Below are 20,907 nucleotides of genomic sequence, written 5' to 3'. Positions count from 1 at the left end.
GTACTGACGTGACTGGCTGGCAGTTCTGGGTGGACCGCGGCGGCACCTTCACCGACGTCGTCGCCCGGCGCCCGGACGGCCGGCTGCTCACGCACAAGCTGCTCTCGGACAACCCCGCCCGCTACGCCGACGCCGCGGTCGAGGGTGTCCGCACCCTGCTGGACGGCTCCGACGACCCCGTCGACAGCGTGCGCATGGGGACCACCGTCGCCACCAACGCCCTCCTGGAGCGCAAGGGCGAGCGCACGCTGCTGGTCATCACGCGCGGCTTCCGCGACGCCCTGCGCATCGCCTACCAGAACCGCCCGAACATCTTCGCCCGCCGCATCGACCTGCCCGAGCTGCTGTACGAACGGGTCGTCGAGGTCGACGAGCGCATCGCCGCCGACGGCACCGTCCTGCGCCCCCCCGCCCTGGACGCCCTCGCCGGGCCGCTCCAGGCGGCGTACGACGACGGGATCCGCGCCGTCGCGGTGGTCTGCATGCACAGCCACCTCCACCCGGCCCACGAACAGGCCGTCGGAGAGCTCGCCGCCCGCATCGGCTTTCCGCAGATCTCGCTCTCCGGCGAGGCCAGCCCCCTGATGAAGCTCGTCCCCCGCGGAGACACCGCCGTGGTCGACGCCTACCTCTCGCCCGTACTGCGCCGCTACGTCCGGCACGTCGCCGACGAGCTCGAAGGCGTACGGCTGATGTTCATGCAGTCCAACGGCGGCCTCACCGAGGCCGGGCAGTTCCGCGGGAAGGACGCCATCCTGTCCGGGCCGGCCGGCGGCATCGTCGGCATGGCCCGGATGTCGCAGCTCGCCGGCTTCGACCGCGTGATCGGCTTCGACATGGGCGGCACCTCCACCGACGTCTCCCACTTCGCCGGCGCGTACGAGCGCGTCTTCACCAGCCGGATCGGCGGCGTACGGCTGCGCGCCCCGATGCTGGACATCCACACCGTCGCCGCCGGTGGCGGTTCCGTCCTGCACTTCGACGGCTCCCGCTACCGCGTAGGGCCGGACTCGGCGGGCGCGGACCCCGGACCTGCCTGCTACCGGGGCGGTGGGCCGCTCGCCGTCACCGACGCCAACGTCATGCTCGGCCGGATCCAGCCCGCCCACTTCCCGAAGGTGTTCGGACCAGGCGGCGACGAGGCCCTCGACGAGGTGCTCGTCCGGGACCGCTTCACCGCCCTCGCCCGCGAGATCGGCGAGCAGACCGGCGACGACCGCACGCCGGAACAGGTCGCCGAGGGGTACCTGCAGATCGCCGTGGCCAACATCGCGTCCGCGGTGAAGCGGATCTCCGTCCAGAAGGGCCACGACGTCACCCGTTACGCCCTCACCACGTTCGGCGGCGCCGGTGGCCAGCACGCCTGCAAGGTCGCCGACTCCCTCGGCATCCGCACCGTCCTCGTACCACCCATGGCCGGCGTTCTCTCCGCACTCGGCATCGGCCTCGCCGACACCACCGCCATGCGCGAGCAGTCCGTCGAGGCACCCCTGGAAGCCGCCTCGATGCCCGGTGTCCTCAAGACCGCCGAAGACCTGGAGGCGGCGGCCCGCGCCGAACTCCTCGCCGAGGACGTCCCCGAGGAGCACATCGAGGTCACCCGACGCGCGGAACTGCGCTACGACGGCACGGACACCACCCTCACCGTCGAGCTGACCGAGCCCGGCACGATGCGACACGCCTTCGAAGAACGTCATCGCGCCACGTACTCCTTCACGCTCGACCGCCCGATCGTCGTCGAAGCCCTCTCCGTCGAAGCCACCGGCATCACCGAACCCCCCGATCTCTCTGCCCTCGCCCCTTGGCGAGCCGCCCCCGACGGCAGCCCCGCCCGCGGCTCCGCAGCGCCCGGGACCGTCCGCCTCCACACGGACGGCGCCTGGCGCGACGTACCCCTCCACCGCCGCGAGGACCTTCCTCCCGGCGACACCGTCACCGGCCCGGGGATCATCACCGAAGCCAGCTCCACGACCGTCGTCGACCACGGCTGGCGGGCCACGGCGACCGACGACGGGCATCTGGTCATGGAACGCGCCGCGATTACACAGAGTTCCGATCTCGACACGAAAGTCGACCCGGTTCTGCTTGAGGTCTTCAACAACCTGTTCATGTCGATCGCCGAGCAGATGGGCGCCAGGCTCGAATCAACCGCCCAGTCCGTCAACATCAAGGAGCGCCTGGACTTCTCCTGCGCCCTCTTCGACCCGGACGGAAACCTGGTGGCCAACGCCCCGCACATCCCCGTCCACCTGGGTTCGATGGGCACGAGCGTCAAAGAGGTCATCCGGCGGCGCGGCCCTCGCATGCGCCCGGGCGACACCTACGCCGTCAACGACCCGTACCACGGCGGCACCCACCTGCCCGACGTCACCGTGATCACGCCGGTCTTCGGCACCACACCACCACCCGGCACGGAGAGTGACGCGAGGAGCGGCTCGGAGGGTGCTCCGGACAGTGATCCGCAGATCCTCTTCTACGTCGCCTCACGCGGCCATCACGCCGAGATCGGCGGCATCGCCCCCGGCTCCATGCCCGCGGGCAGCCGCACCATCGAGGAGGAGGGCGTCCTCTTCGACAACTGGCTGCTCGCCGAGAACGGCCGCTTCCGCGAGGCCGAGACCCTCCGCCTCCTCACCGAGGCGCGCCACCCCTCCCGCAACCCGAAGACCAACCTCGCCGACCTGCGCGCCCAGATCGCCGCCAACCGCAAGGGCGTCGACGAGGTCGGCCGCATGATCGAGGACTACGGCCTCGACGTCGTCCAGGCCTACATGAGGCACGTCCAGGACAATGCCGAAGAGGCCGTACGCCGGGTCATCGACGCCCTCGACGACGGCGACTACGCCTACGAGACCGACGCGGGCGCCGTCATTCGCGTGGCCGTGCGCGTGGACCGCGAGAACCGGGCCGCGACCATCGACTTCACCGGCACGTCCGCCCAGCTGCCCACCAACTTCAACGCCCCCTTCTCGGTCGTCAACGCGGCCGTCCTGTACGTCTTCCGCACCCTCGTCGCCGACGACATCCCCCTCAACGACGGCTGTCTGCGCCCCCTGACCATCGTCGTCCCGCCGGGCTCCCTGCTCGCCCCCGAGCCGCCCGCCGCGGTCGTCGCGGGCAACGTGGAGACCTCCCAGGCCGTCACCGGCGCCCTCTACGCGGCGCTCGGCGTCCAGGCCGAGGGCTCCGGGACCATGAACAACGTCACCTTCGGCAACGAACGCCACCAGTACTACGAAACCGTTGCCTCAGGCTCCGGCGCGGGGGAAGGCTTTCCCGGCGCACCCGTCGTCCAGACCCACATGACCAACTCCCGCCTCACCGACCCCGAGGTTCTGGAGTGGCGACTGCCTGTACGCCTCGAGGAGTTCGCCGTCCGGCGCGGCAGTGGCGGCGCCGGCCGGTGGCACGGCGGGGACGGCGCCGTACGCCGCATCCGCTTCCTCGAACCCATGACCGTCTCCACCCTGTCCCAGCACCGCCGGGTCCCGCCCTACGGCATGGCGGGCGGCGAGCCGGGTGCTCTCGGCGCCAACCGGGTGGAGCACGCGGACGGCACGGTGACCGCACTCGGCGGCAGCGACTCCGCGGACCTCGTCACCGGCGATGTACTCGTCATCGAAACCCCAGGCGGCGGAGGCTATGGCCCGCCGTCGCCCGACCCCCATCAAGCAGGAGAAGAGATCGATGATCTTCGGGCGTTCTGAGCGCGGCAAGCCTCCGGTCGAGCCCGTCACGCTCAAGATCCTGGTGGCCGGCGGCTTCGGCGTGGGCAAGACCACGCTCGTCGGCGCGGTCAGCGAGATCAGGCCGCTGCGCACCGAGGAGCTGCTCACGGAGGCCGGGCGCCCGGTCGACGACACCAGCGGCGTGGAAGGCAAGAACACCACGACCGTGGCCATGGACTTCGGCCGCATCACCCTCCGCGAGGACCTCGTGCTGTACCTCTTCGGCACGCCCGGGCAGGAGCGGTTCTGGTTCATGTGGGACGAGCTCTCCGAGGGCGCGCTCGGTGCCGTCGTGCTCGCCGACACCCGCCGCCTGGAGGACTGCTTCGCCGCCGTCGACTACTTCGAACGGCGCTCGATCCCCTTCCTCGTCGGCGTCAACTGCTTCGAGGGCGCTCCCCGTTACCCGATCGAGGACGTCCGTCAGGCCCTCGACCTCGACGAGGGCGTGCCGCTCCTGATGTGCGACGCCCGGGACCGCGAATCGGTCAAGGAAGCACTCATAGGCGTGGTCCAGCACGCCATGGCGTACGCGGCCGACCGCCGCGAGGCCGTGTCCGGCTGACACAGAGGATCTACGCGTACGGCCCGTACTCGAAGACCGGCACACATGGCCCTGCAAACGAGACCCACCGCGCATGGCCCCCTGGCTGAGGACCGACGCGCACGGGGCCGCTGCACTCCCCGACCGGATCTCGGCCCCGTAACCGAGTACCGATGAGCACGGCCCGTACCCTCGCCGACCGGGGTACGGGCCGCAGCCGTGGCGACGCTCCACGCGCGCGTGGTCAGCTGTCGCCTTCCTCCTCCCAGCCGAAGCTCTTCTCCACGGCCTTGCGCCAGTTGTGGTACTCGCGATCCCGCACCGACGCCTCCATGTTCGGCGTCCACTCGACGTCCTTCTGCCAGTGCGCCTTGAGCTCGTCCAGGTCGTTCCACACACCGGTGGCCAGACCGGCCGCGTACGCGGCACCCAGGCAGGTCGTCTCGGAGACCTTGGGCCGCACCACCGGCACGTCGAGCACGTCCGACTGGTGCTGCATGAGCAGGTTGTTCTTCGTCATGCCGCCGTCGACCTTGAGGGTCGTGATGTGCACCCCGGAGTCCTGGTACATGGCGTCCACGACCTCGCGGGTCTGCCAGCTCGTCGCCTCCAGCACCGCGCGCGCGAGGTGTGCCTTCGTGACGTACCTGGTGAGTCCGGTGATCACGCCACGCGCGTCGGAGCGCCAGTACGGCGCGAACAGGCCGGAGAACGCCGGCACGATGTACGAGCCGCCGTTGTCCTCGACGCTCGCCGCCAGGGGCTCGATCTCGTCGGCCGTCCGGATGATGCCGAGCTGGTCCCGGAACCACTGGACGAGCGCGCCCGTGATGGCGATCGCGCCCTCCAGGCAGTAGACCGGCGCTTCAGTGCCGATCTTGTACCCCATGGTCGTCAGCAGGCCGCTCTTCGACGGCACCGGGCGGCTGCCTGTGTTGAGCAGCAGGAAGCTGCCCGTGCCGTACGTGTTCTTCGCGGTGCCCACGTCGTAGCAGGCCTGGCCGAACACGGCGGCCTGCTGGTCGCCCAGCGCGGAGGCCACGGGGACCCCGGCGAGCTGGCCCACGGCGGTGCCGTACACCTCGGAGGAGGACCGGATCTCGGGCAGCATGGCCTCGGGGACGTTCATCGCCGAGAGGATCGAGGGGTCCCACTGGAGGGTCTCCAGGTTCATCAGCATGGTGCGCCCGGCGTTGGTCACGTCGGTGACGTGCTGCCCGCCGTCCGTGCCGCCCGTGAGGTTCCAGATCAGCCAGGAGTCCATCGTGCCGAAGGCGATCTCGCCGCGTTCGGCCCGCGCCCGGAGGTCGGGCACGTTGTCGAGCAGCCAGGCCGCCTTGGGCCCGGAGAAGTAGGTGGCCAGCGGCAGACCCGTCTGCTCACGGAAGCGGTCCTGCCCGTCCGAGCCGCCCAGCTGGTTGCAGAGCGCCGCCGTCCGCGTGTCCTGCCAGACGATCGCGTTGTGCACCGGCTTGCCGGTCGCCCGGTCCCACAGGAGGGTCGTCTCGCGCTGGTTGGTGATCCCCATCGCGCTCAGCTGGTCGGCCCTCAGACCGGCCTTGGCGAGCGCTCCCGCCACCACCGCCTGCACCTTCGACCAGATCTCGGTGGCGTCGTGCTCCACCCAGCCGGGCTTCGGGAAGATCTGGCGGTGCTCGCGCTGGTCCACGGCGACGATCGCGCCGTCCTGGCTGAAGACGATGCAGCGGCTCGACGTGGTGCCCTGGTCGATGGCTGCGACGTACTTCGCGGAGTTGTCCGTCATGGCTACCCCTTCGGCTGGATCAGAAGGCTGCGTTGTAGATGACGCCACCGAGCAGGCCGCCGATCAGTGGACCGACGACGGGGATCCACGAGTAGCCCCAGTCGGACGTGCCCTTGTTCGGGATCGGCAGGATGGCGTGGACGATGCGCGGACCGAGGTCGCGCGCCGGGTTGATGGCATAGCCGGTGGGACCACCCAGGGACAGGCCGATGCCGACGACCAGCAGAGACACCAGCAGGATCGCGATACCGGACCCGTAGATGCCGCCGCCCCCGGGAATCAGGCCGATGCCGACGCCCTCCACGTGCCTGTCCTGCCCGACCAGGGCCAGGATGGGCAACACCAGCGCAATGGTGGCGAGGATCTCCGTCATCAGGTTGGCGATCGGGTTCCGGATCTCAGGGATGGTCGAGAAGATCCCGAGCGTCGGAACCGGTTCGTCCGCCGTGCCCTCCGTGGTGCCCGTCTTCCGCACGTTGGCCGCGAACTGGGCGTAGTACACGAGGTAGCACAGGACGGCCCCGATCATGGCGCCGGTGATCTGGCCCAGCAGGTAGACCCAGACCTTGCTCCACACGCCGGTGTCGACGGCCAGGCCGAAGGTGACGGCGGGGTTGATGACCCCTCCGGAAAGGGGAGCGGCGGTGTACGCGCCGGCCAGCACGGCGAAGCCCCAGCCGAACGCGATCACGATCCACCCGGAGGCCCGTGCTTTCGAGAATCTGAGGGTGACGGCGGCACACACGCCGGCACCGAACATGATCAGAATCGCCGTGCCGATCATCTCGCCGAAGAAAATGTCTCCGTTAGTCATGGCTGCTCCTCAGCCTTGGCCCGGGACGATCGGCCCCGGTCCTCACCTGCAGGGTGCGTTTTCCCGTGGCTACTTCAGCCGAAGGCAGGGAGATCCCGCGCCCCGCCCGGCATCCGTGACGAGCGTGCCGTCGCAGCCGAATCGCCCGTGGGGGAACGGGCCTTGGCGTAGGCGCGCCCACGCGCCGCAGTGCCGGAATACGCCGACTATGTACGGCGATGTCGACTGACACCGGAAGTGTTCACCGGCACCCAAAGGGCGTCAAGGTCGCCGACCGCAACGGTTGACGGCCATCCGACGGCCACCGGGATCGCGCCTGGCCGACGGGCCGGTTGCTCGGCCATGGCGGCGCCCGGTCGGGTCGTTGTTCAGATTTCAGATCTGTTCCGGACCCGCGCGGGCCTCGGTGCGCCGCGCGAGGCTTGGCTGATGGTGTCCGGCCTCCGCCGGGCTCCGCCAGGGGCGAAAGCCCAGCCGCACCTGACTCCTCGCTTGCTAGTGTCCAGGATCCACCTGACCTGGAGGTTTCTCAACCGCAGGAGTTCCGCGGGGCCCTGGCCTCCGCGGAGGGGGCCCGGTGACCGGTCACGGCGGGGCCTGGCGACCGGTCACCGCCGCGCCCGTGCACGACCTCGTCAGCGCCGCAACTCCACGGCCCACGCGCCGGCTCGCTGCCGAACGGGGCGAGCACCGGCGCCCGACCACGTCGAGCGGGGAACGGCCGAACAGGGGCTGGCGCCAGCGCCTCAGACGCCTTGGGAGCCGCTCTCGACCGCCATACCGCACCTCGCAGACGCAGACGCAGACGCAGGCGCCACGGCCGACGCCGGCTCATGCCCAGGCTCCGGCGTCGTTTGCGAGCCCCGGCGGGTCTCATGGCCCGCCACGCCCGCCCGGCCCAGCACCCAACTCGCCCCGCGCAGCGCCTTCGCCGCCCTCTTCAACGGGGCCAGGCAGGCCGCGGCCTGCCGGTGGTCGCTCACGCTGCCCGGCGCGCACAGCACCGTCGCGAGCGACAGACTGACCGGTCGGCCCCCGGCCGACCAGGGAGCGTCCAGCACCGAGGCGGCCAGCGGATCAAGACCGTCCGGATCGGCGAGCACCAGGAAGTCGTCCCCGCCGATGTGCCCCACCCGCGCGCCCTCCGTCGCGGCCTGCTGCAACGCCCGTCCCACCGCCTTGATCAGTTCGTCTCCCGCCGCGAATCCGGCCCCGTCGTTGACCTGCTTGAAGTGGTCGACGTCCAGCCAGCTCAACGCGAACGCCCGCCCGGCCGCGATCCGACGGTCGACCTCGCCGGTGATCGCGTCCGAGCCGGGCAGACGCGTCAGCGGATTGAGTCCCGCCGCCTCCTCCACCCGTGTCTCGGCCAGGGCTCGCACGAGGTCGGCGAGCCGCACGACCCCCACGCACCGTCCGTACTCGTCCACCACAGCCACGTCGTCCGAGGTGCGGTCCCGCTCACCGACCGCCACCACGTCCAGCACCTCCCAGGCCGTGGCGTCGACGCCCACCGTCCGCGGCTGGTCACCGAGCTTGACCGCGGGGCGGTCGGCGTACAGGGCGTGCCCGTAGCGCCCCGACATCGACAGCAGGAAGCGGGAGCGGTGCACCGACCGGACCGGAACGCCCCTGGTGTCCACGAGCAGCACCCCGGACACATCCGGTGACCCGGTCAACAGGGCTCGTACCTGCCCCGCGGACGCCGTGGCGGGCAGCAGGGCGGCGGGCCGGACGAACTCGCGCACCGGCGGCCCGGACCCCGGAGTCGGCGCCTCGGCGGGGGAGCGGGGCGGGACGTAGACGTCCGCGGCGGGCAGGCGGGCCGGCGGCGCGAACAGCTCGCCCTGCGCCAGCTGGGCCCCGGACGCCAGCGCCGCCGCGCACTGCCCTTCGGTCTCCACCCCCTCCACGGCCAGAAGCGCCCTCATCTCGTCGCACAGCGTCCGCATCGACCGCACCACGGCCGGTCGTGTCAGCAGCGACGCGTCCAGCTTGACCAGGCCGGGCGCGAGGTCCGAGAGCAGCCGCAACGGCACATCCCCGTCCCCGACACCGTCCGCGCAGATCCGGAAGCCCTGCCCGCGCAGCGCGGCCACCGCCTCCAGCAGAGCCTGCTGCGGCACATGCGTGTACGGCGGGCAGATGTCGAGCGTCACCTCCCAGGGGAGGCGCCCGGCCTCACGCACAGCGTCGTGCAGGGAAGGGAGCCCTCCGAGGTCGGCGAGGGTCCCGGCGTACACGTTGACGAACAGCGGGAGCAGGGTCTCCTTCCGTGCCGCCGCGCGGATCGCCGCCACCGCCAGCCGGCAGTCGAGCTCCGGGTCCCGGCGGGCCTCGGCCAGGACGTCGCCGGTCTCCGGTCGGGCGAGTATCTCCAGCCCCGCGACCGCTCCGGTCGTCAGATTGACCACCGGTTGGAAGGCGAAGCGGAGAGTGTCCGTCCAGGAGTGCACGGCAGCATGATTGACGCCACCGGCGCACACCCAAGCGCAGTTCATGAGACGTTCACGCAGGATTCCGGCGCGATCACACAGCGTATGCGTCATGCGGGATCAATGGAACGGAAGGACCGGCGTCAGCAGCAGCGCCGCCGCCCGGTCCAGGGCCGCTGAAGGCTCACCGCACCGCGATCACCGCCGACCCGTGGCCGAACAGCCCCTGGTTCGCGGTGATGCCGACGCGCGCTCCCGGGACCTGCCGGTCACCCGCCACGCCCCTCAACTGCAGGGTCAGCTCGCAGACCTGGGCTATCGCCTGCGCCGGAACGGCCTCCCCGAAGGACGCCAGTCCGCCGCTGACATTCACCGGTATACGCCCTCCCAGGGCTGTCGCCCCGTCCCTCAGCAGCTTCACGCCCTCGCCCTCCCCGCACAGCCCCAGGTCCTCGTACCACTGCAACTCGAGGGCGGTGGACAGGTCGTAGACCTCGGCGAGCGACAGGTCCTCCGGCCCGAGACCCGCCTCCTCGTAGGCTGCCCGGGCGATCGATCTGCGGAACGTCTCGCCCGGTGGCTCCACCGCCCGCGCGGAGTCCGTGGCGATGTCCGGCAGGTCCAGCACGGTGTTCGGGTAGCGCGGGGTCACCGTGGACACCGCGCGGATCCGCACCGGCTCCGCCCGCCCGTGCCGATGCGCGTACTCCATGCTCGAGAGCACGACCGCCGCACCGCCGTCGGAGGTCGCGCAGATGTCGAGCAGTCGCAGCGGGTCGGCGACCACTGCGGAGGCGGCGACTTCATCGGCGGTCACGCGGCTGCGGTAGCGTGCGTGGGGATTCAGCGCTCCCATCGCCGAGTTCTTCACCTTGACCTGTGCGAAGTCGTCCGGCGTGTCACCGTGCCGAGCCATGCGTCTGCGGGCGTACAGCCCGAAGTACACGGGGTTGGTGGCCCCGAGAATCCGGAACCGCAGCCAGTCGGGATCGTCCGGCCGGTCCCCGCCCGCAGGGCGGAAAAACCCCTTGGGAGCGGCATCGGCACCCACGACGAGCACCACATCGGCGAGCCCGGCGAGGATCTGCGCCCGCGCGGCGTCGATGGCCTGCGCCCCGGACGCGCACGCGGCATACACGCTGGTGACCCGGGCCCCTTGCCAGCCCAGTGCCTTCGCGAACGTAGCCCCGGCGACATGGCCGGGATAACCGCCCCGCACCGTGTCCGCACCGACGATCGCGCCGATGTCCCGCCACTCCAGCCCGGCATCGGCGAGCGCCTCGCGGGCCGCCGCGACGCCGTACTCCACGAAGTTGCGCCCCCACTTGCCCCACGGGTGCATGCCCGCGCCGAGCACCGCCACCTCTTCCGTCATGCCGTCACCCCCGTCGGCCGCCAGTGCCACGTCGTCCAGGTCGTCTCCGCGTCCTCATGGAGCACACCGGGTACGACCTCCACCTCCAGGCCCACCGCCAGGTCGGCGACGGTGATCCCGGGAGCCGCCTGTCCCAGCACCACCATCCGCTCGGCCTCCAGCTCCACAGCGATGAACGCGCACGGCTCCCACGAAAGTTCCGGATCGGTCACGTAGGGTGACGGAGGGGGATACCGGCTGTCCGTGAACGACCAGACACGCCCTCGCCGCGACAGCGGAACCTCCGTCAACTCGCCGCCCGCGCAGGCGGGGTTGCGGCAGTGATGGTCCTCGCGGGGGAAGAAGACCGAGGCGCACGCCGAACAACGCGTGCCGAGCAGCCGGAAATCGTCCCCCTCCCCGGTGAACCACCCCGCCACCACAGGTGTTCGCGCACGCGCCACAGCACCCTCCCTGCACATGAAATCTGACGGAACGTCAGAAGTGTGTCACGGTCGGTCGGAGATCGGCAGTCCACGAGCCCGAAGCCAACGGACGGTCGCGGACTCCGCATGCGGCCCCTTTTCACGACGCCACCAGTCCTGGTAGACGCAGGGGCATGACACGACTCACCACCGTGGCGCGTGCCCTCATCACCACGTTCGCCGCCCTGCTGGCATCGACCGCACCCAGCACGACCGCCCAGGCCGGCACCGACCCGAAAGCACCGAAGGACTTCGTGGCGCTGAGAAGCGTGGATCCGACCATCCTCCAGGAGATGCGCTACGTCACCCCGCACAACTTCGTGGGTGAGCGCATCGACGGCTACCGGCAGCCCATCTGCATCCTCACCCGCCCCGCCGCGGAAGCCCTCCACAAGGCCCAACGCAAGCTCCTGCGCCAGGGCTACACCCTCAAGGTGTACGACTGCTACCGGCCGCAGCGCGCGGTGGACCACTTCGTCCGCTGGGCCGAAGACCTCGACGACGAGGCGATGAAGGGCGAGTTCTACCCGAACGTCGACAAGACCCGGCTGTTCGCCGACGGCTACATCGCGGCGAAATCCGGCCACAGCCGTGGTTCGACCCTGGACGTCACGCTTGTCAGGCTCCCGGCGAAGCCGACCCGGCCCTACCACCCCGGAGAGCCCCTGGTGCCCTGCTTCGCACCCCAGGGCGCGCGGTTCCCCGACAACTCCATCGACATGGGGACCGGCTTCGACTGCTTCGACCCCCTCTCACACACCCTCGACCCACGCATCCAGGGCCGACAGCGCGCCAACCGACTACTGCTCAAGGACACCCTCGAAGGCCTCGGCTTCGTGAACCTGGCAGAGGAGTGGTGGCACTACACCTTCAAGCCCGAGACCCATCCGGACACGTACTTCGACTTCCCCGTGGCCAGGAAGTCCCTCACCAGCGCTCACTGAGCAGCCTGCTCGAAGCGCCCTCTCCGTGATCGGCTACAGTCCGCGCGTGTCCGAATCTCAGCACTCCGCTTCCAACTCCGCGCCGAACTCCCACTGTTCGAGCTGCGGCGCGCCCTACGGAGAGGGCGTCACCGGCTGGCCCCGCACCTGCCCGGTGTGCGGGGCCGTGGCCTACCGCAATCCGCTCCCGGTCGCGGTCGCCCTCCAGCCCGTGTACGACACCAAGGGCACCGCCCTGGTCGTCATCACCCGAACCATCGCCCCCGCGCGCGGGGGCATCGCCCTGCCCGGCGGCTACATCGACGACCGGGAGGACTGGCGGCAGGCCGTCATACGCGAACTCCGGGAGGAGACCGGCATCGACGCGGCCGGCCGTGACGTACGGCTCGCCGACGCGATGAGCTCTCCCGACGGACACCTGCTGCTCTTCGGCCTCCTCCCGGAGCGCCCGGCCGAGGGCCTGCCCTCCTCCGCCGCCACGGACGAGACGGAGGGCTGGCACCTCCTGCGCAGGCCCGAGGAACTCGCCTTCCCCCTGCACACGCTGGCCGTGCGGGCCTGGTTCGAGGGCCGGTACATCTGAGCTCAGCGCTCTGCGGCCCCGCGGACGCGCACCGGGTAGGACGGTGCGCCGCCGCCGTCCTCGCCCTCCCGCTCGACGACCACCCGGGAGCCCGTCCACCGAGCGGTGTAGCGCTCGATCTCCGGCTCCTCCCATCCGTCGCCCCCGTCCGGCACGACCAGCCCGCCCCCGGTCCGCCCCCGGGCGGGCGCCCACACCTCCAGCTCCAGCCCGCCGTCCTCCCCGCGTACCGGAAGCACGGCACCCGCGCGCGCGAACACCGGAATCCGCGCCAGGGGAGCGTCGACGAGCACCTGCCCCGGCCCCTCGTACGCCCGCCCTGTCGCGGTGTCGTACCAGCGCCCCCACGGGAGCTGCACGGCACGCCGGTCGGCGTCCGGGGCCAGCACCGGCGCCACCAACAGGCTGTCACCCAGCAGGAAGGCGTCGTCGCAGTCGCGCAGCGCCCGCTCCTCCGGCGCCGCCCACCACAGCGGCCGCACGAAGGGCGCTCCAGTACGCCTCGCCAGATGCGCCAGCGTCATGAAGTACGGCAGCAGCCGACGGCGTTCGACGAGCGCCACGCGCGCGTGCTCCAGCACCTCGCCACCGAACTCCCACGGCTCCCTGCGCCCCGCCCGCAGACTCGCGTGCGTACGGAACAGCGGCAGATACGCGCCCAGCTGGAACCACCGCAGATACAGCTCGGGCGACGGATCCCCGTCGAAGCCCCCGACGTCAGGCCCCGAGTACGGGACGCCGCACAGCCCCAGCCCCATCACCAGCGCCAACGACGCCCGCAGCCCCGGCCACCCGGTGGCCACGTCCCCCGACCACGTCCCCCCGTAGCGCTGCATGCCGGCCCACCCGGAGCGGGAGAACAGGAACGGCCGCACCTCGGGCGCGAGCTTCCGCAGCCCTTCGTAGCCTGCCCTGGCCATGCACAGCGCGTACACGTTGTGCGCCTCACGATGGTCACCGCCGCGTCCCTCCAGGGAGTGACGAGCGGAGCGCGGCAGTGTCGACTCGCCGAACGCGGTGAACGACGTGGGCTCGTTCATGTCGTGCCAGAACCCCGAGAAACCCTGCGCGAGCCGCTCCTCGTAGAGGCCGCCCCACCACTCACGCACGCGCGCGTGCGTGAAATCGGGAAACACGGCCTCCCCGGGCCACGCGACACCCTCCACGACCTCCCCCGAGGCATCCCGCACGAACGCTTCCCCGGCCACACCGCCGTCGTACACCGCGTTGCCGGGAAGAACCTTCACAGCAGGGTCGACGATCGACACCAGCCGGATGCCGTCCCGCCGGAGTTCCTCGGCCAGCACGGGCAACTTGGGGAAGCGGTCCTGGTCGACGGTGAACACCTGATGAGCGTCGAGGTGGTCGATGTCCAGGTGCACGGCGTCCAGAGGCAGACCATGTTCCAGGTAGCCGGCGACGATCCGCCGCACCTCCTGCTCACCGCCGAACCCCCACCGCGCGTGATGGTGGCCGAGCGCCCACGCGGGCGGCAGCGCGGGCGCCCCGGTGAGCGACGCCCAGGCGAGCAGCACGCGCGCGGGGGTGCCCACCATCACCCAGCACCGCAGCGGCCCGCCGTCCATCCGCAGCTCGCACGTCCCGGCACGGTCGTGCCCGGAACCCGCGCCCTCCTCGCCCTCCCGCAGCGTCACCGTGCCGTCCCACGAGCTGTCGTGGAACGCCAGATGCGTACCGCCGTCGGACACCACCAGCTGCACCGGCATCGTGATGTACAGCGGGTCCTCTCCGGGCGCGAAGGCACGGCCGGGATCGCTGTTCCACAGCCGGTAGGTGCCGTCCGGCAGCCGAGGACCCGAGCTACGCCCCCCGAGGCCGAAGAACCGCGCGTCGGCGCCCACCTCCGACCGCTGCATCCACCGCGCCGGACCGCCGCCGACCGGCTCCCACCACCGCGGCGGCAGAACACGCCGCAGGGGCACACCACCCGGGGTACGCACCTCCACCGCTCCGTACCGCGAGACCACCACCGTCACCCGCTCGGCCACCACACGCCAGCCGCCGTCCTTGTCCGGCTCCAGGACCGCCCGAGGATCCGGCTCGGGACAACGGCCGGCCAGCGCGTACGACGGTTCCGGCTCCGCCCCGTCCCAGCCCCAGAACACGGCCCCGTTCACGGCGACCAGAATCCGCAGCTCCGACCGGCTGAACCGGACGACACCGCCGCCCGGCCCCGGCTCCGCTCCCGCCACGGGCCCGGGCACCCGCGCACGCTCCGGCCCCCGCGCCGGCAGCCCGGTGGCGTCGGTCCGCCGCCTGCGCCACGCTGCTCGTACGGTACGCACACCTTGCGCCGCCCCCACCGAAGCCACCGCTTTCACCGAACGCACCAGGTCACGACCGTTCATGCTGCTCACCCTGCCACCGACCGCCCCGCACACGTGTGTCGTTCAACTGCCGTTCACCCGTGCCAGGACCACATCTTCACGACGCGGACTATGTGGGGCGCACCCTGGTGCCGAAGTCGATCACATGGCATTGTCCGTGCCAGCCGCTCACGCGCACACCCCAGCCCGTGCGCGGAGGACGCACACGACGCGCACAGTCCGGGAGCCGACCATGTCCACCGACAGTTTCCAGCCGCTCTGGCAGCCCGACCCCGAGCGCATCGCCCGCGCACGGATCACCAGGTTCCAGGCCTGGGCCGCCGAACACCACGGCGCCCCCGCCGACGGCGGCTACGCGGCGCTGCAGCGCTGGTCCGTCGACGAGCTGGACACCTTCTGGAGAGCCGTCACGGAATGGTTCGACGTCCGCTTCTCGCACCCCTACGCGCGCGTGCTCGGCGACCGCTCCATGCCGGGCGCCCAGTGGTTCCCCGAAGCGACTCTCAACTACGCCGAACACGCCCTGCGCGCGGCGGCCACCCGCGCGGACGAACCGGCCCTTCTGCACGTCGACGAGACACACGAACCACGCCCCGTCACCTGGGCCGAGCTGCGCCGCCAGGTCGGCTCCCTGGCCGCCGAACTGCGCGCCCTCGGCGTACGCCCCGGCGACCGCGTCAGCGGCTACCTCCCGAACGTCCCCCAGGCGGTGGTGGCCCTCCTCGCCACAGCCGCCGTCGGCGCGGTCTGGACGTCCTGCGCACCCGATTTCGGCGCCCGCAGCGTCCTCGATCGCTTCCAGCAGGTCGAACCCGTGGTGCTCTTCACGGTCGACGGCTACCGCTACGGCGGCAAGGAGCACGACCGGCGCGACGTCGTCACCGAACTGCGCCGCGAACTGCCCACCCTGCGCGCAGTGATCCACATCCCGCTCCTCGGCACCGAGGCACCCGAGGACGCCCTGGACTGGTCGGCCCTCACCTCGGCCGACACCGACCCCGTCTTCGAGCAGGTGCCCTTCGACCACCCCCTGTGGGTGCTCTACTCCTCCGGCACGACCGGTCTGCCCAAGGCCATCGTCCAGTCCCAGGGCGGCATCCTGGTCGAGCACCTCAAGCAACTCGGCCTGCACTGCGACCTCGGCCCCGAGGACCGCTTCTTCTGGTACACCTCGACCGGCTGGATGATGTGGAACTTCCTCGTCTCCGGCCTGCTCACCGGCACCACGATCGTCCTCTACGACGGCAGCCCCGGCTATCCCGACACCGGCGCCCAGTGGCGGATCGCCGAACGCACGAAAGCCACCCTCTACGGCACCTCGGCCGCCTACGTCATGGCGTGCCGAAAGGCCGACGTGCACCCCTCCCGCGACTTCGACCTGTCCTCCGTGCAGTGCGTCGCCACCACCGGGTCGCCCCTCCCGCCCGACGGCTTCCGCTGGCTCCACGACGAGGTCCGCGACGACCTGTGGATCGCCTCCGTCAGCGGCGGCACCGACGTGTGCTCCTGCTTCGCCGGAGCCGTACCGACCCTTCCCGTCCACGTCGGCGAGCTCCAGGCCCCGTGCCTCGGCACCGACCTGCAGTCCTGGGACCCGAGCGGCAACCCCCTCGTCGACGAGGTCGGCGAACTCGTCGTCACCAACCCCATGCCGTCGATGCCCATCCACTTCTGGAACGACCCCGATGGCGGCCGCTACCACGACAGCTACTTCGACACGTACCCCGGCGTGTGGCGGCACGGCGACTGGATCACCCTCACCTCCCGCGGATCGGTCGTCATCCACGGCCGCTCCGACTCCACGCTCAACCGCCAAGGCGTCCGCATGGGATCCGCCGACATCTACGAAGCCGTCGAGCGGCTCCCCGAGATCAGGGAATCCCTCGTCATCGGCATCGAGCAGCCCGACGGCGGCTACTGGATGCCCCTGTTCGTCCACCTGGCCCCCGGGGCGGTCCTCGACGAAGCCCTGCTGAACCGCATCAAACAGACGATCCGGGAGCAGCTGTCACCGCGCCACGTCCCCGACGAGATCATCGAAGTACCCGGCGTCCCGCACACCCTCACCGGCAAGCGCATCGAGGTCCCCGTCAAGCGCCTCCTGCAAGGCACCCCGCTGGAGAAGGCGGTCAACCCGGGCTCCATCGACAACCTCGACCTGCTGAACTTCTACGAGGACCTGGCCCGCAAGCGCGCCTGACCCCTGTCGCGCAACTCCCCGTCACCATGACTCACGGCGCAGATCACCACGCATACCCCCTGTGACCTGCGCCTCCAGGTTTCGATTGCGTGCACGCTCATCACGCCCGGATCGATTGTCAGTGCTGCCGGTTACTGTAAGTGAGCATTGATCGACCGTGCACAGGGGGAAACAATGGCGCACACCGACAACCGCACCATGCGACGCGTCCTGCACCGCGAGATCGCCGGCACCATCGGCCTGCTCACCGACGAACACGACTTCAGGGCCATGCGGCGCTACCGCACCTTCACCTTCGCCGACCACGCGACCTACCTGAAACAGGTCGAGTCCCTCCTCAAAACCCGAGCCCTGCAGGGCAGCCACACCACAGTGGCCCTCTTCGACCCCGAGGAATACGCCGAGTTCTGCACGCAAAAGGGTGTGGACCCCGACAACCCATCGAGCCGCACCCGCTTCACGGCACAGATCGCGGCCACCGGCCCGACCCTTCCCTACGACGGCCGGCCGCTGGCCGACCTCGTCCCGGCCCTCGTCGACGAGGCCGTCCGGCAGGCCACCTGGGAGTACGCGACCACCCTCCTCGCCCGACTGGGCGCCTGCACCTCCTGCGGCGAAGACATCGGACGCGCCGCCTTCACCCGAGCCGCAGGCCTCCTCGTCCGCATCCTCGACACGGCCCCGCCCGGCAACCGCCACCTCGTCTGCAGCGTCACCGGACCGCCGGAAACCCTCATCGCCGCCCTCCACATCGCCGACGACGGATCCGCCCTGGAACTGGACGAGACCGAAGCCCTCGAGTTCACCACGGTCCTGGCCCTCGGCCTGGCCACCGAAAGTCCCGGAGGACTCGTCGTCCGTGTGAGCGCCCCGGACACACCCGACCGCGTCTACGGCTGGCGCATGCGCGCATACGGACTCGAACCCCTCACCGCGGGAGAGGTCTTCGACGCCTACTGCACCGACATCGAATCCGGAGACCTGATCTCCCCGGAATCCAACGTCGACTACTGCGCACCGCCCGACCTCGGCGAGGAGAAACCCGCCCAGGGCCACCAGCACTGAGAACGCCGGAGGGGCGCCCCACCTCAGTGGAGCGCCCCTCCCGGGAAGCCGTCGGCAGCAAGGCCGGAGCTACTCGCCCGACAACACCGCCTGCGCGGCGCTGCGCGCGTCCTCGGCGCTGTCCGTGGCCCGCGCCGCCGCGGCGGCCCGCTCGCACTGCGCCAGCGTGTACTTCGCCAGCGTCGCCCGGACATAGGGAATCGACGCGGCACCCATCGAGAGAGAGGTGACACCCAGACCGGTCAGCACGCACGCGAGCAGCGGGTCGGACGCGGCCTCACCGCACACACCACAGCTCTTCCCCTCGGCCTTCGCCGCCTCGGCGGACAGCTCCACCAGGTCGAGAAGCGCGGGCTGCCACGGGTCCTGCAGACGGGAGACCGCACCCACCTGACGGTCGGCGGCGAAGGTGTACTGAGCGAGGTCGTTCGTCCCCAGCGACAGGAACTCGACCTCCTGCAGGATCGAGCGAGCCCGCAGAGCGGCCGACGGGATCTCGACCATCGCGCCGAACTTCGCCCGCAGCCCAGCCTCACGGCACGCGGCCGCGAAAGCCCGGGCATCCGTACGGTCCGCCACCATCGGGGCCATGACCTCGAGGTAGACCGGCAGCCCCTCGGCGGCCTTCGCCAGCGCGGTCAGCTGGGTACGCAGGACGTCCGGGTGATCCAGCAGCGTCCGCAGCCCCCGCACGCCGAGCGCCGGGTTCGGCTCGTCCGCCGGGGTGAGGAAGTCCAACGGCTTGTCCGCACCCGCGTCCAGCACGCGCACCACGACACGCCCCTCGGGGAACGCCTCGAGCACCTGCCGGTACGCAGCGACCTGCTTCTCCTCGGACGGCGCCTGCTTGCTGTCGTCCAGGAAGAGGAACTCGGTACGGAAGAGACCGACGCCCTCGGCACCGGCCTCGACGGCGGCCTCCACATCAGCGGGGCCACCGATGTTCGCGAGCAGCGGCACCTTGTGACCGTCAGCGGTGGCACCGGGGCCGGTAGAGGCCGCCAACGCGGCCTTCCGCTGGGCGGCCGCGGCCTCGAGCTGGGCCTTCTTCTCGTCGCTCGGATCCACGAAGATCTCTCCCGTGCTGCCGTCGACGGCGATCATCGTGCCCTCGGCGAGCTCACCGGCCCCCGGCAGCGCCACCACGGCCGGCACACCGAGCGCCCGGGCCAGAATCGCGCTGTGGCTGGTCGGACCACCCTCCTCGGTGACGAAGCCGAGCACCAGAGTGGGGTCCAGCAGCGCGGTGTCCGCAGGCGCGAGGTCACGGGCCACCAGCACGTAGGGCTCGTCGCTGTCGGGGACGCCCGGCATCGGCACCCCCAGCAGACGGGCGACAATACGATTCCGCACGTCGTCGAGGTCGGCCACGCGACCAGCGAGGTACTCACCGGCTCCCGCCAGCAGTTCGCGGTACGAGGCGAACGCGTCGTACACCCCGCGCTCCGCCGTGCTGCCGACGGCGATCCGACGCTCCACATCGGCCATCAGCTCGGGATCCTGGGCCATCATGGCCTGCGCCTCGAGCACCGCCTGGGCTTCGCCGCCGGCCAGGTTGCCGCGCGCCATCAGGTCTGCCGCCACCGCCTCCACGGCCTTGCGGGCGCGCCCCTGTTCACGCTCCGCCTCTTCCGCCGGGATCTGCTTCGCGGGCGGCTCGAGCACCGCCGTTCCCATGTGCCGTACCTCGCCGATGGCCACACCGTGGCTCACGCCGACGCCTCGCAGCGTTGTCTCCATCTCACCCGTCTCCGATAGAGCGGCGGGCCCCGCCGCCGCGTTGGTTGTCGTACTCGCCGTCATATGACGGCACGGACGTCACTTCCAGAGGAAGAGACTGTCGCCGGCCTTCACTTCGCCGTCGATGCGAAGATCGGAGAGAGCTTCGGCCGTGGCCTCCAGCGCCACGACCGGGCAGATCGCGGACTTCCCGGCGGCCTCGACGGCGGCCGGGTTCCAGCGCACGACAGCTTGGCCGCGCCGGACGGTGTCGCCCTTGTTCACGAGCAGGTCGAAACCCTCGCCGTTGAGCTGCACGGTGTCGATACCGAGGTGGGTGAGCACACCGTGGCCGCTCTCGTCGACCACGACGAAGGCGTGCGGATGCAGGGAGACGATGACGCCATCCACGGGGGAGACGGCCTCGGAGGGCTCTCGTACGGGGTCGATCGCTGTGCCCGGGCCGACCATGGCCCCGGAGAAGACGGGATCCGGCACGGCTGCCAGTCCGATGGCGCGTCCTGCGAGCGGGGACGTCACGGTGGTCATGGGAAGCCTCCCAGGGATGGAGATCGATATGGCCGTCCCTGTAGGTACCGGGCGGCACACTGTTGAGCAGCGTATGTCACCTGAAGTGCCGGTTCCGCGTGCGCACTCCGAAGTGGTCTAGACCATACCTCAAATCGATTTGCATCGGCTCCGCGGCCGCGTGTACAGTCGTACTCCTGCTTGGGGCTGAGCGACGCAACCTTGCGCCCTGGCCGAGCAGCAACCAACTTGTCAGATCCTATCTCTGGGTCCCCTTCTGCATGCCTGCAGGACGGTGGTCAGAGGGCCGGAAAAACACTGATAGAGTTTGGAACACCGAAGGGAAGCCCGGAGGAAAGCCCGAGAGGGTGAGTACAAAGGAAGCGACCGTTCCT

At 70.7% G+C, this 20,907-nt stretch carries 14 protein-coding genes; 6 read left to right on the top strand and 8 right to left on the bottom strand.

The genetic code is table 11. The features are described from left to right. The first annotated feature begins 8 nt into the window (after positions 1-8). Entirely contained in the window at positions 9-3,707 is a 3,699-nt protein-coding gene (locus IE153_RS09360; protein ID WP_189589300.1) for a hydantoinase B/oxoprolinase family protein, read from the top strand. Next, entirely contained in the window at positions 3,688-4,293 is a 606-nt protein-coding gene (locus IE153_RS09355) for a GTP-binding protein (RefSeq protein WP_184913705.1), read from the top strand. The genes IE153_RS09360 and IE153_RS09355 overlap by 20 nt, the downstream gene beginning before the upstream one ends. A 223-nt stretch (positions 4,294-4,516) precedes the next feature. On the opposite strand, the gene glpK is transcribed toward IE153_RS09355, so the two are convergent. The 5 genes from glpK to IE153_RS09330 form a co-directional block, all read right to left on the bottom strand. Continuing rightward, a complete protein-coding gene (glpK, locus tag IE153_RS09350) occupies positions 4,517-6,037 on the bottom strand; it encodes a glycerol kinase GlpK (protein WP_189589299.1) in 1,521 nt (506 codons plus the stop codon). A 19-nt stretch (positions 6,038-6,056) separates the two neighbouring features. Next, the gene (locus IE153_RS09345) at positions 6,057-6,851 is read right to left on the bottom strand and encodes an MIP/aquaporin family protein (RefSeq protein WP_189589298.1); all 795 of its coding nucleotides are present in this window, start codon (positions 6,849-6,851) and stop codon (positions 6,057-6,059) included. A gap of 746 nt (positions 6,852-7,597) precedes the next feature. Next, the gene (locus tag IE153_RS09340; RefSeq protein ID WP_229828955.1) at positions 7,598-9,307 is read right to left on the bottom strand and encodes a GGDEF domain-containing protein; all 1,710 of its coding nucleotides are present in this window, start codon (positions 9,305-9,307) and stop codon (positions 7,598-7,600) included. Between the two features lie 163 nt (positions 9,308-9,470). Next, positions 9,471-10,661: a lipid-transfer protein gene (locus IE153_RS09335; protein WP_189589296.1), complete on the bottom strand. Its 1,191-nt coding sequence runs from the start codon at positions 10,659-10,661 to the stop codon at positions 9,471-9,473. Continuing rightward, positions 10,658-11,083, bottom strand: coding sequence for a Zn-ribbon domain-containing OB-fold protein (locus tag IE153_RS09330; RefSeq protein WP_189589614.1), 426 nt, complete (start codon positions 11,081-11,083; stop codon positions 10,658-10,660). The genes IE153_RS09335 and IE153_RS09330 overlap by 4 nt, the downstream gene beginning before the upstream one ends. 176 nt (positions 11,084-11,259) lie before the next feature. On the opposite strand from IE153_RS09330, the gene IE153_RS09325 reads away from it, so the two are divergent. Together IE153_RS09325 and IE153_RS09320 are read left to right on the top strand one after the other, a co-directional pair. After that, positions 11,260-12,069 carry a M15 family metallopeptidase gene (locus IE153_RS09325; RefSeq protein WP_189589295.1) on the top strand — a complete coding sequence of 270 codons (810 nt, stop codon included), beginning with the start codon at positions 11,260-11,262 and terminating at the stop codon, positions 12,067-12,069. A 46-nt stretch (positions 12,070-12,115) separates the two neighbouring features. Next, positions 12,116-12,652, top strand: a complete 537-nt coding sequence (locus IE153_RS09320; protein WP_189589294.1) for an NUDIX domain-containing protein — start codon at positions 12,116-12,118, stop codon at positions 12,650-12,652. Positions 12,653-12,654: 2 nt separating this feature from the next. Here the strand turns inward: IE153_RS09320 and IE153_RS09315 are convergent, their stop codons facing one another. After that, positions 12,655-15,021, bottom strand: a complete 2,367-nt coding sequence (locus tag IE153_RS09315) for a glycoside hydrolase family 31 protein (protein WP_189589293.1) — start codon at positions 15,019-15,021, stop codon at positions 12,655-12,657. Between the two features lie 211 nt (positions 15,022-15,232). Here IE153_RS09315 and IE153_RS09310 point away from each other — a divergent pair, with 211 nt between their 5' ends. Then, complete coding sequence (locus IE153_RS09310) at positions 15,233-17,200, top strand: acetoacetate--CoA ligase (protein ID WP_189589292.1); 1,968 nt, start codon at positions 15,233-15,235, stop codon at positions 17,198-17,200. A 174-nt stretch (positions 17,201-17,374) separates the two neighbouring features. Further along, complete coding sequence (locus IE153_RS09305) at positions 17,375-18,265, top strand: DUF8829 domain-containing protein (protein ID WP_189589291.1); 891 nt, start codon at positions 17,375-17,377, stop codon at positions 18,263-18,265. A 69-nt stretch (positions 18,266-18,334) separates the two neighbouring features. Here IE153_RS09305 and ptsP read toward each other — a convergent pair whose 3' ends face one another. After that, complete coding sequence (ptsP, locus tag IE153_RS09300; protein WP_189589290.1) at positions 18,335-20,005, bottom strand: phosphoenolpyruvate--protein phosphotransferase; 1,671 nt, start codon at positions 20,003-20,005, stop codon at positions 18,335-18,337. Positions 20,006-20,083: 78 nt separating this feature from the next. Continuing rightward, a complete protein-coding gene (locus IE153_RS09295; RefSeq protein ID WP_189589289.1) occupies positions 20,084-20,533 on the bottom strand; it encodes a PTS sugar transporter subunit IIA in 450 nt (149 codons plus the stop codon). Positions 20,534-20,907 lie beyond the last annotated feature (374 nt).

The organism is Streptomyces massasporeus (assembly GCF_014648995.1).
GTDB classification, from domain to species: Bacteria; Actinomycetota; Actinomycetes; order Streptomycetales; family Streptomycetaceae; genus Streptomyces; species Streptomyces massasporeus.
The sequence above is the reverse complement of the archived record's forward strand: the minus strand, read 5'-3'. Positions and strand labels throughout refer to the sequence as shown.

What these genes read in the sequence shown, in the direction of transcription:
- IE153_RS09345 (WP_189589298.1), bottom strand. Translation starts at nt 6,851, where the DNA reads ATGACTAACGGAGACATTTTCTTCGGCGAGATGATCGGCACGGCGATT.
- IE153_RS09310 (WP_189589292.1), top strand. Translation starts at nt 15,233, where the DNA reads ATGTCCACCGACAGTTTCCAGCCGCTCTGGCAGCCCGACCCCGAGCGC.
- IE153_RS09325 (WP_189589295.1), top strand. Translation starts at nt 11,260, where the DNA reads ATGACACGACTCACCACCGTGGCGCGTGCCCTCATCACCACGTTCGCC.
- ptsP (WP_189589290.1), bottom strand. Translation starts at nt 20,005, where the DNA reads ATGGAGACAACGCTGCGAGGCGTCGGCGTGAGCCACGGTGTGGCCATC.
- IE153_RS09335 (WP_189589296.1), bottom strand. Translation starts at nt 10,661, where the DNA reads ATGACGGAAGAGGTGGCGGTGCTCGGCGCGGGCATGCACCCGTGGGGC.
- IE153_RS09295 (WP_189589289.1), bottom strand. Translation starts at nt 20,533, where the DNA reads ATGACCACCGTGACGTCCCCGCTCGCAGGACGCGCCATCGGACTGGCA.
- glpK (WP_189589299.1), bottom strand. Translation starts at nt 6,037, where the DNA reads ATGACGGACAACTCCGCGAAGTACGTCGCAGCCATCGACCAGGGCACC.
- IE153_RS09355 (WP_184913705.1), top strand. Translation starts at nt 3,688, where the DNA reads ATGATCTTCGGGCGTTCTGAGCGCGGCAAGCCTCCGGTCGAGCCCGTC.
- IE153_RS09305 (WP_189589291.1), top strand. Translation starts at nt 17,375, where the DNA reads ATGGCGCACACCGACAACCGCACCATGCGACGCGTCCTGCACCGCGAG.
- IE153_RS09315 (WP_189589293.1), bottom strand. Translation starts at nt 15,021, where the DNA reads ATGAACGGTCGTGACCTGGTGCGTTCGGTGAAAGCGGTGGCTTCGGTG.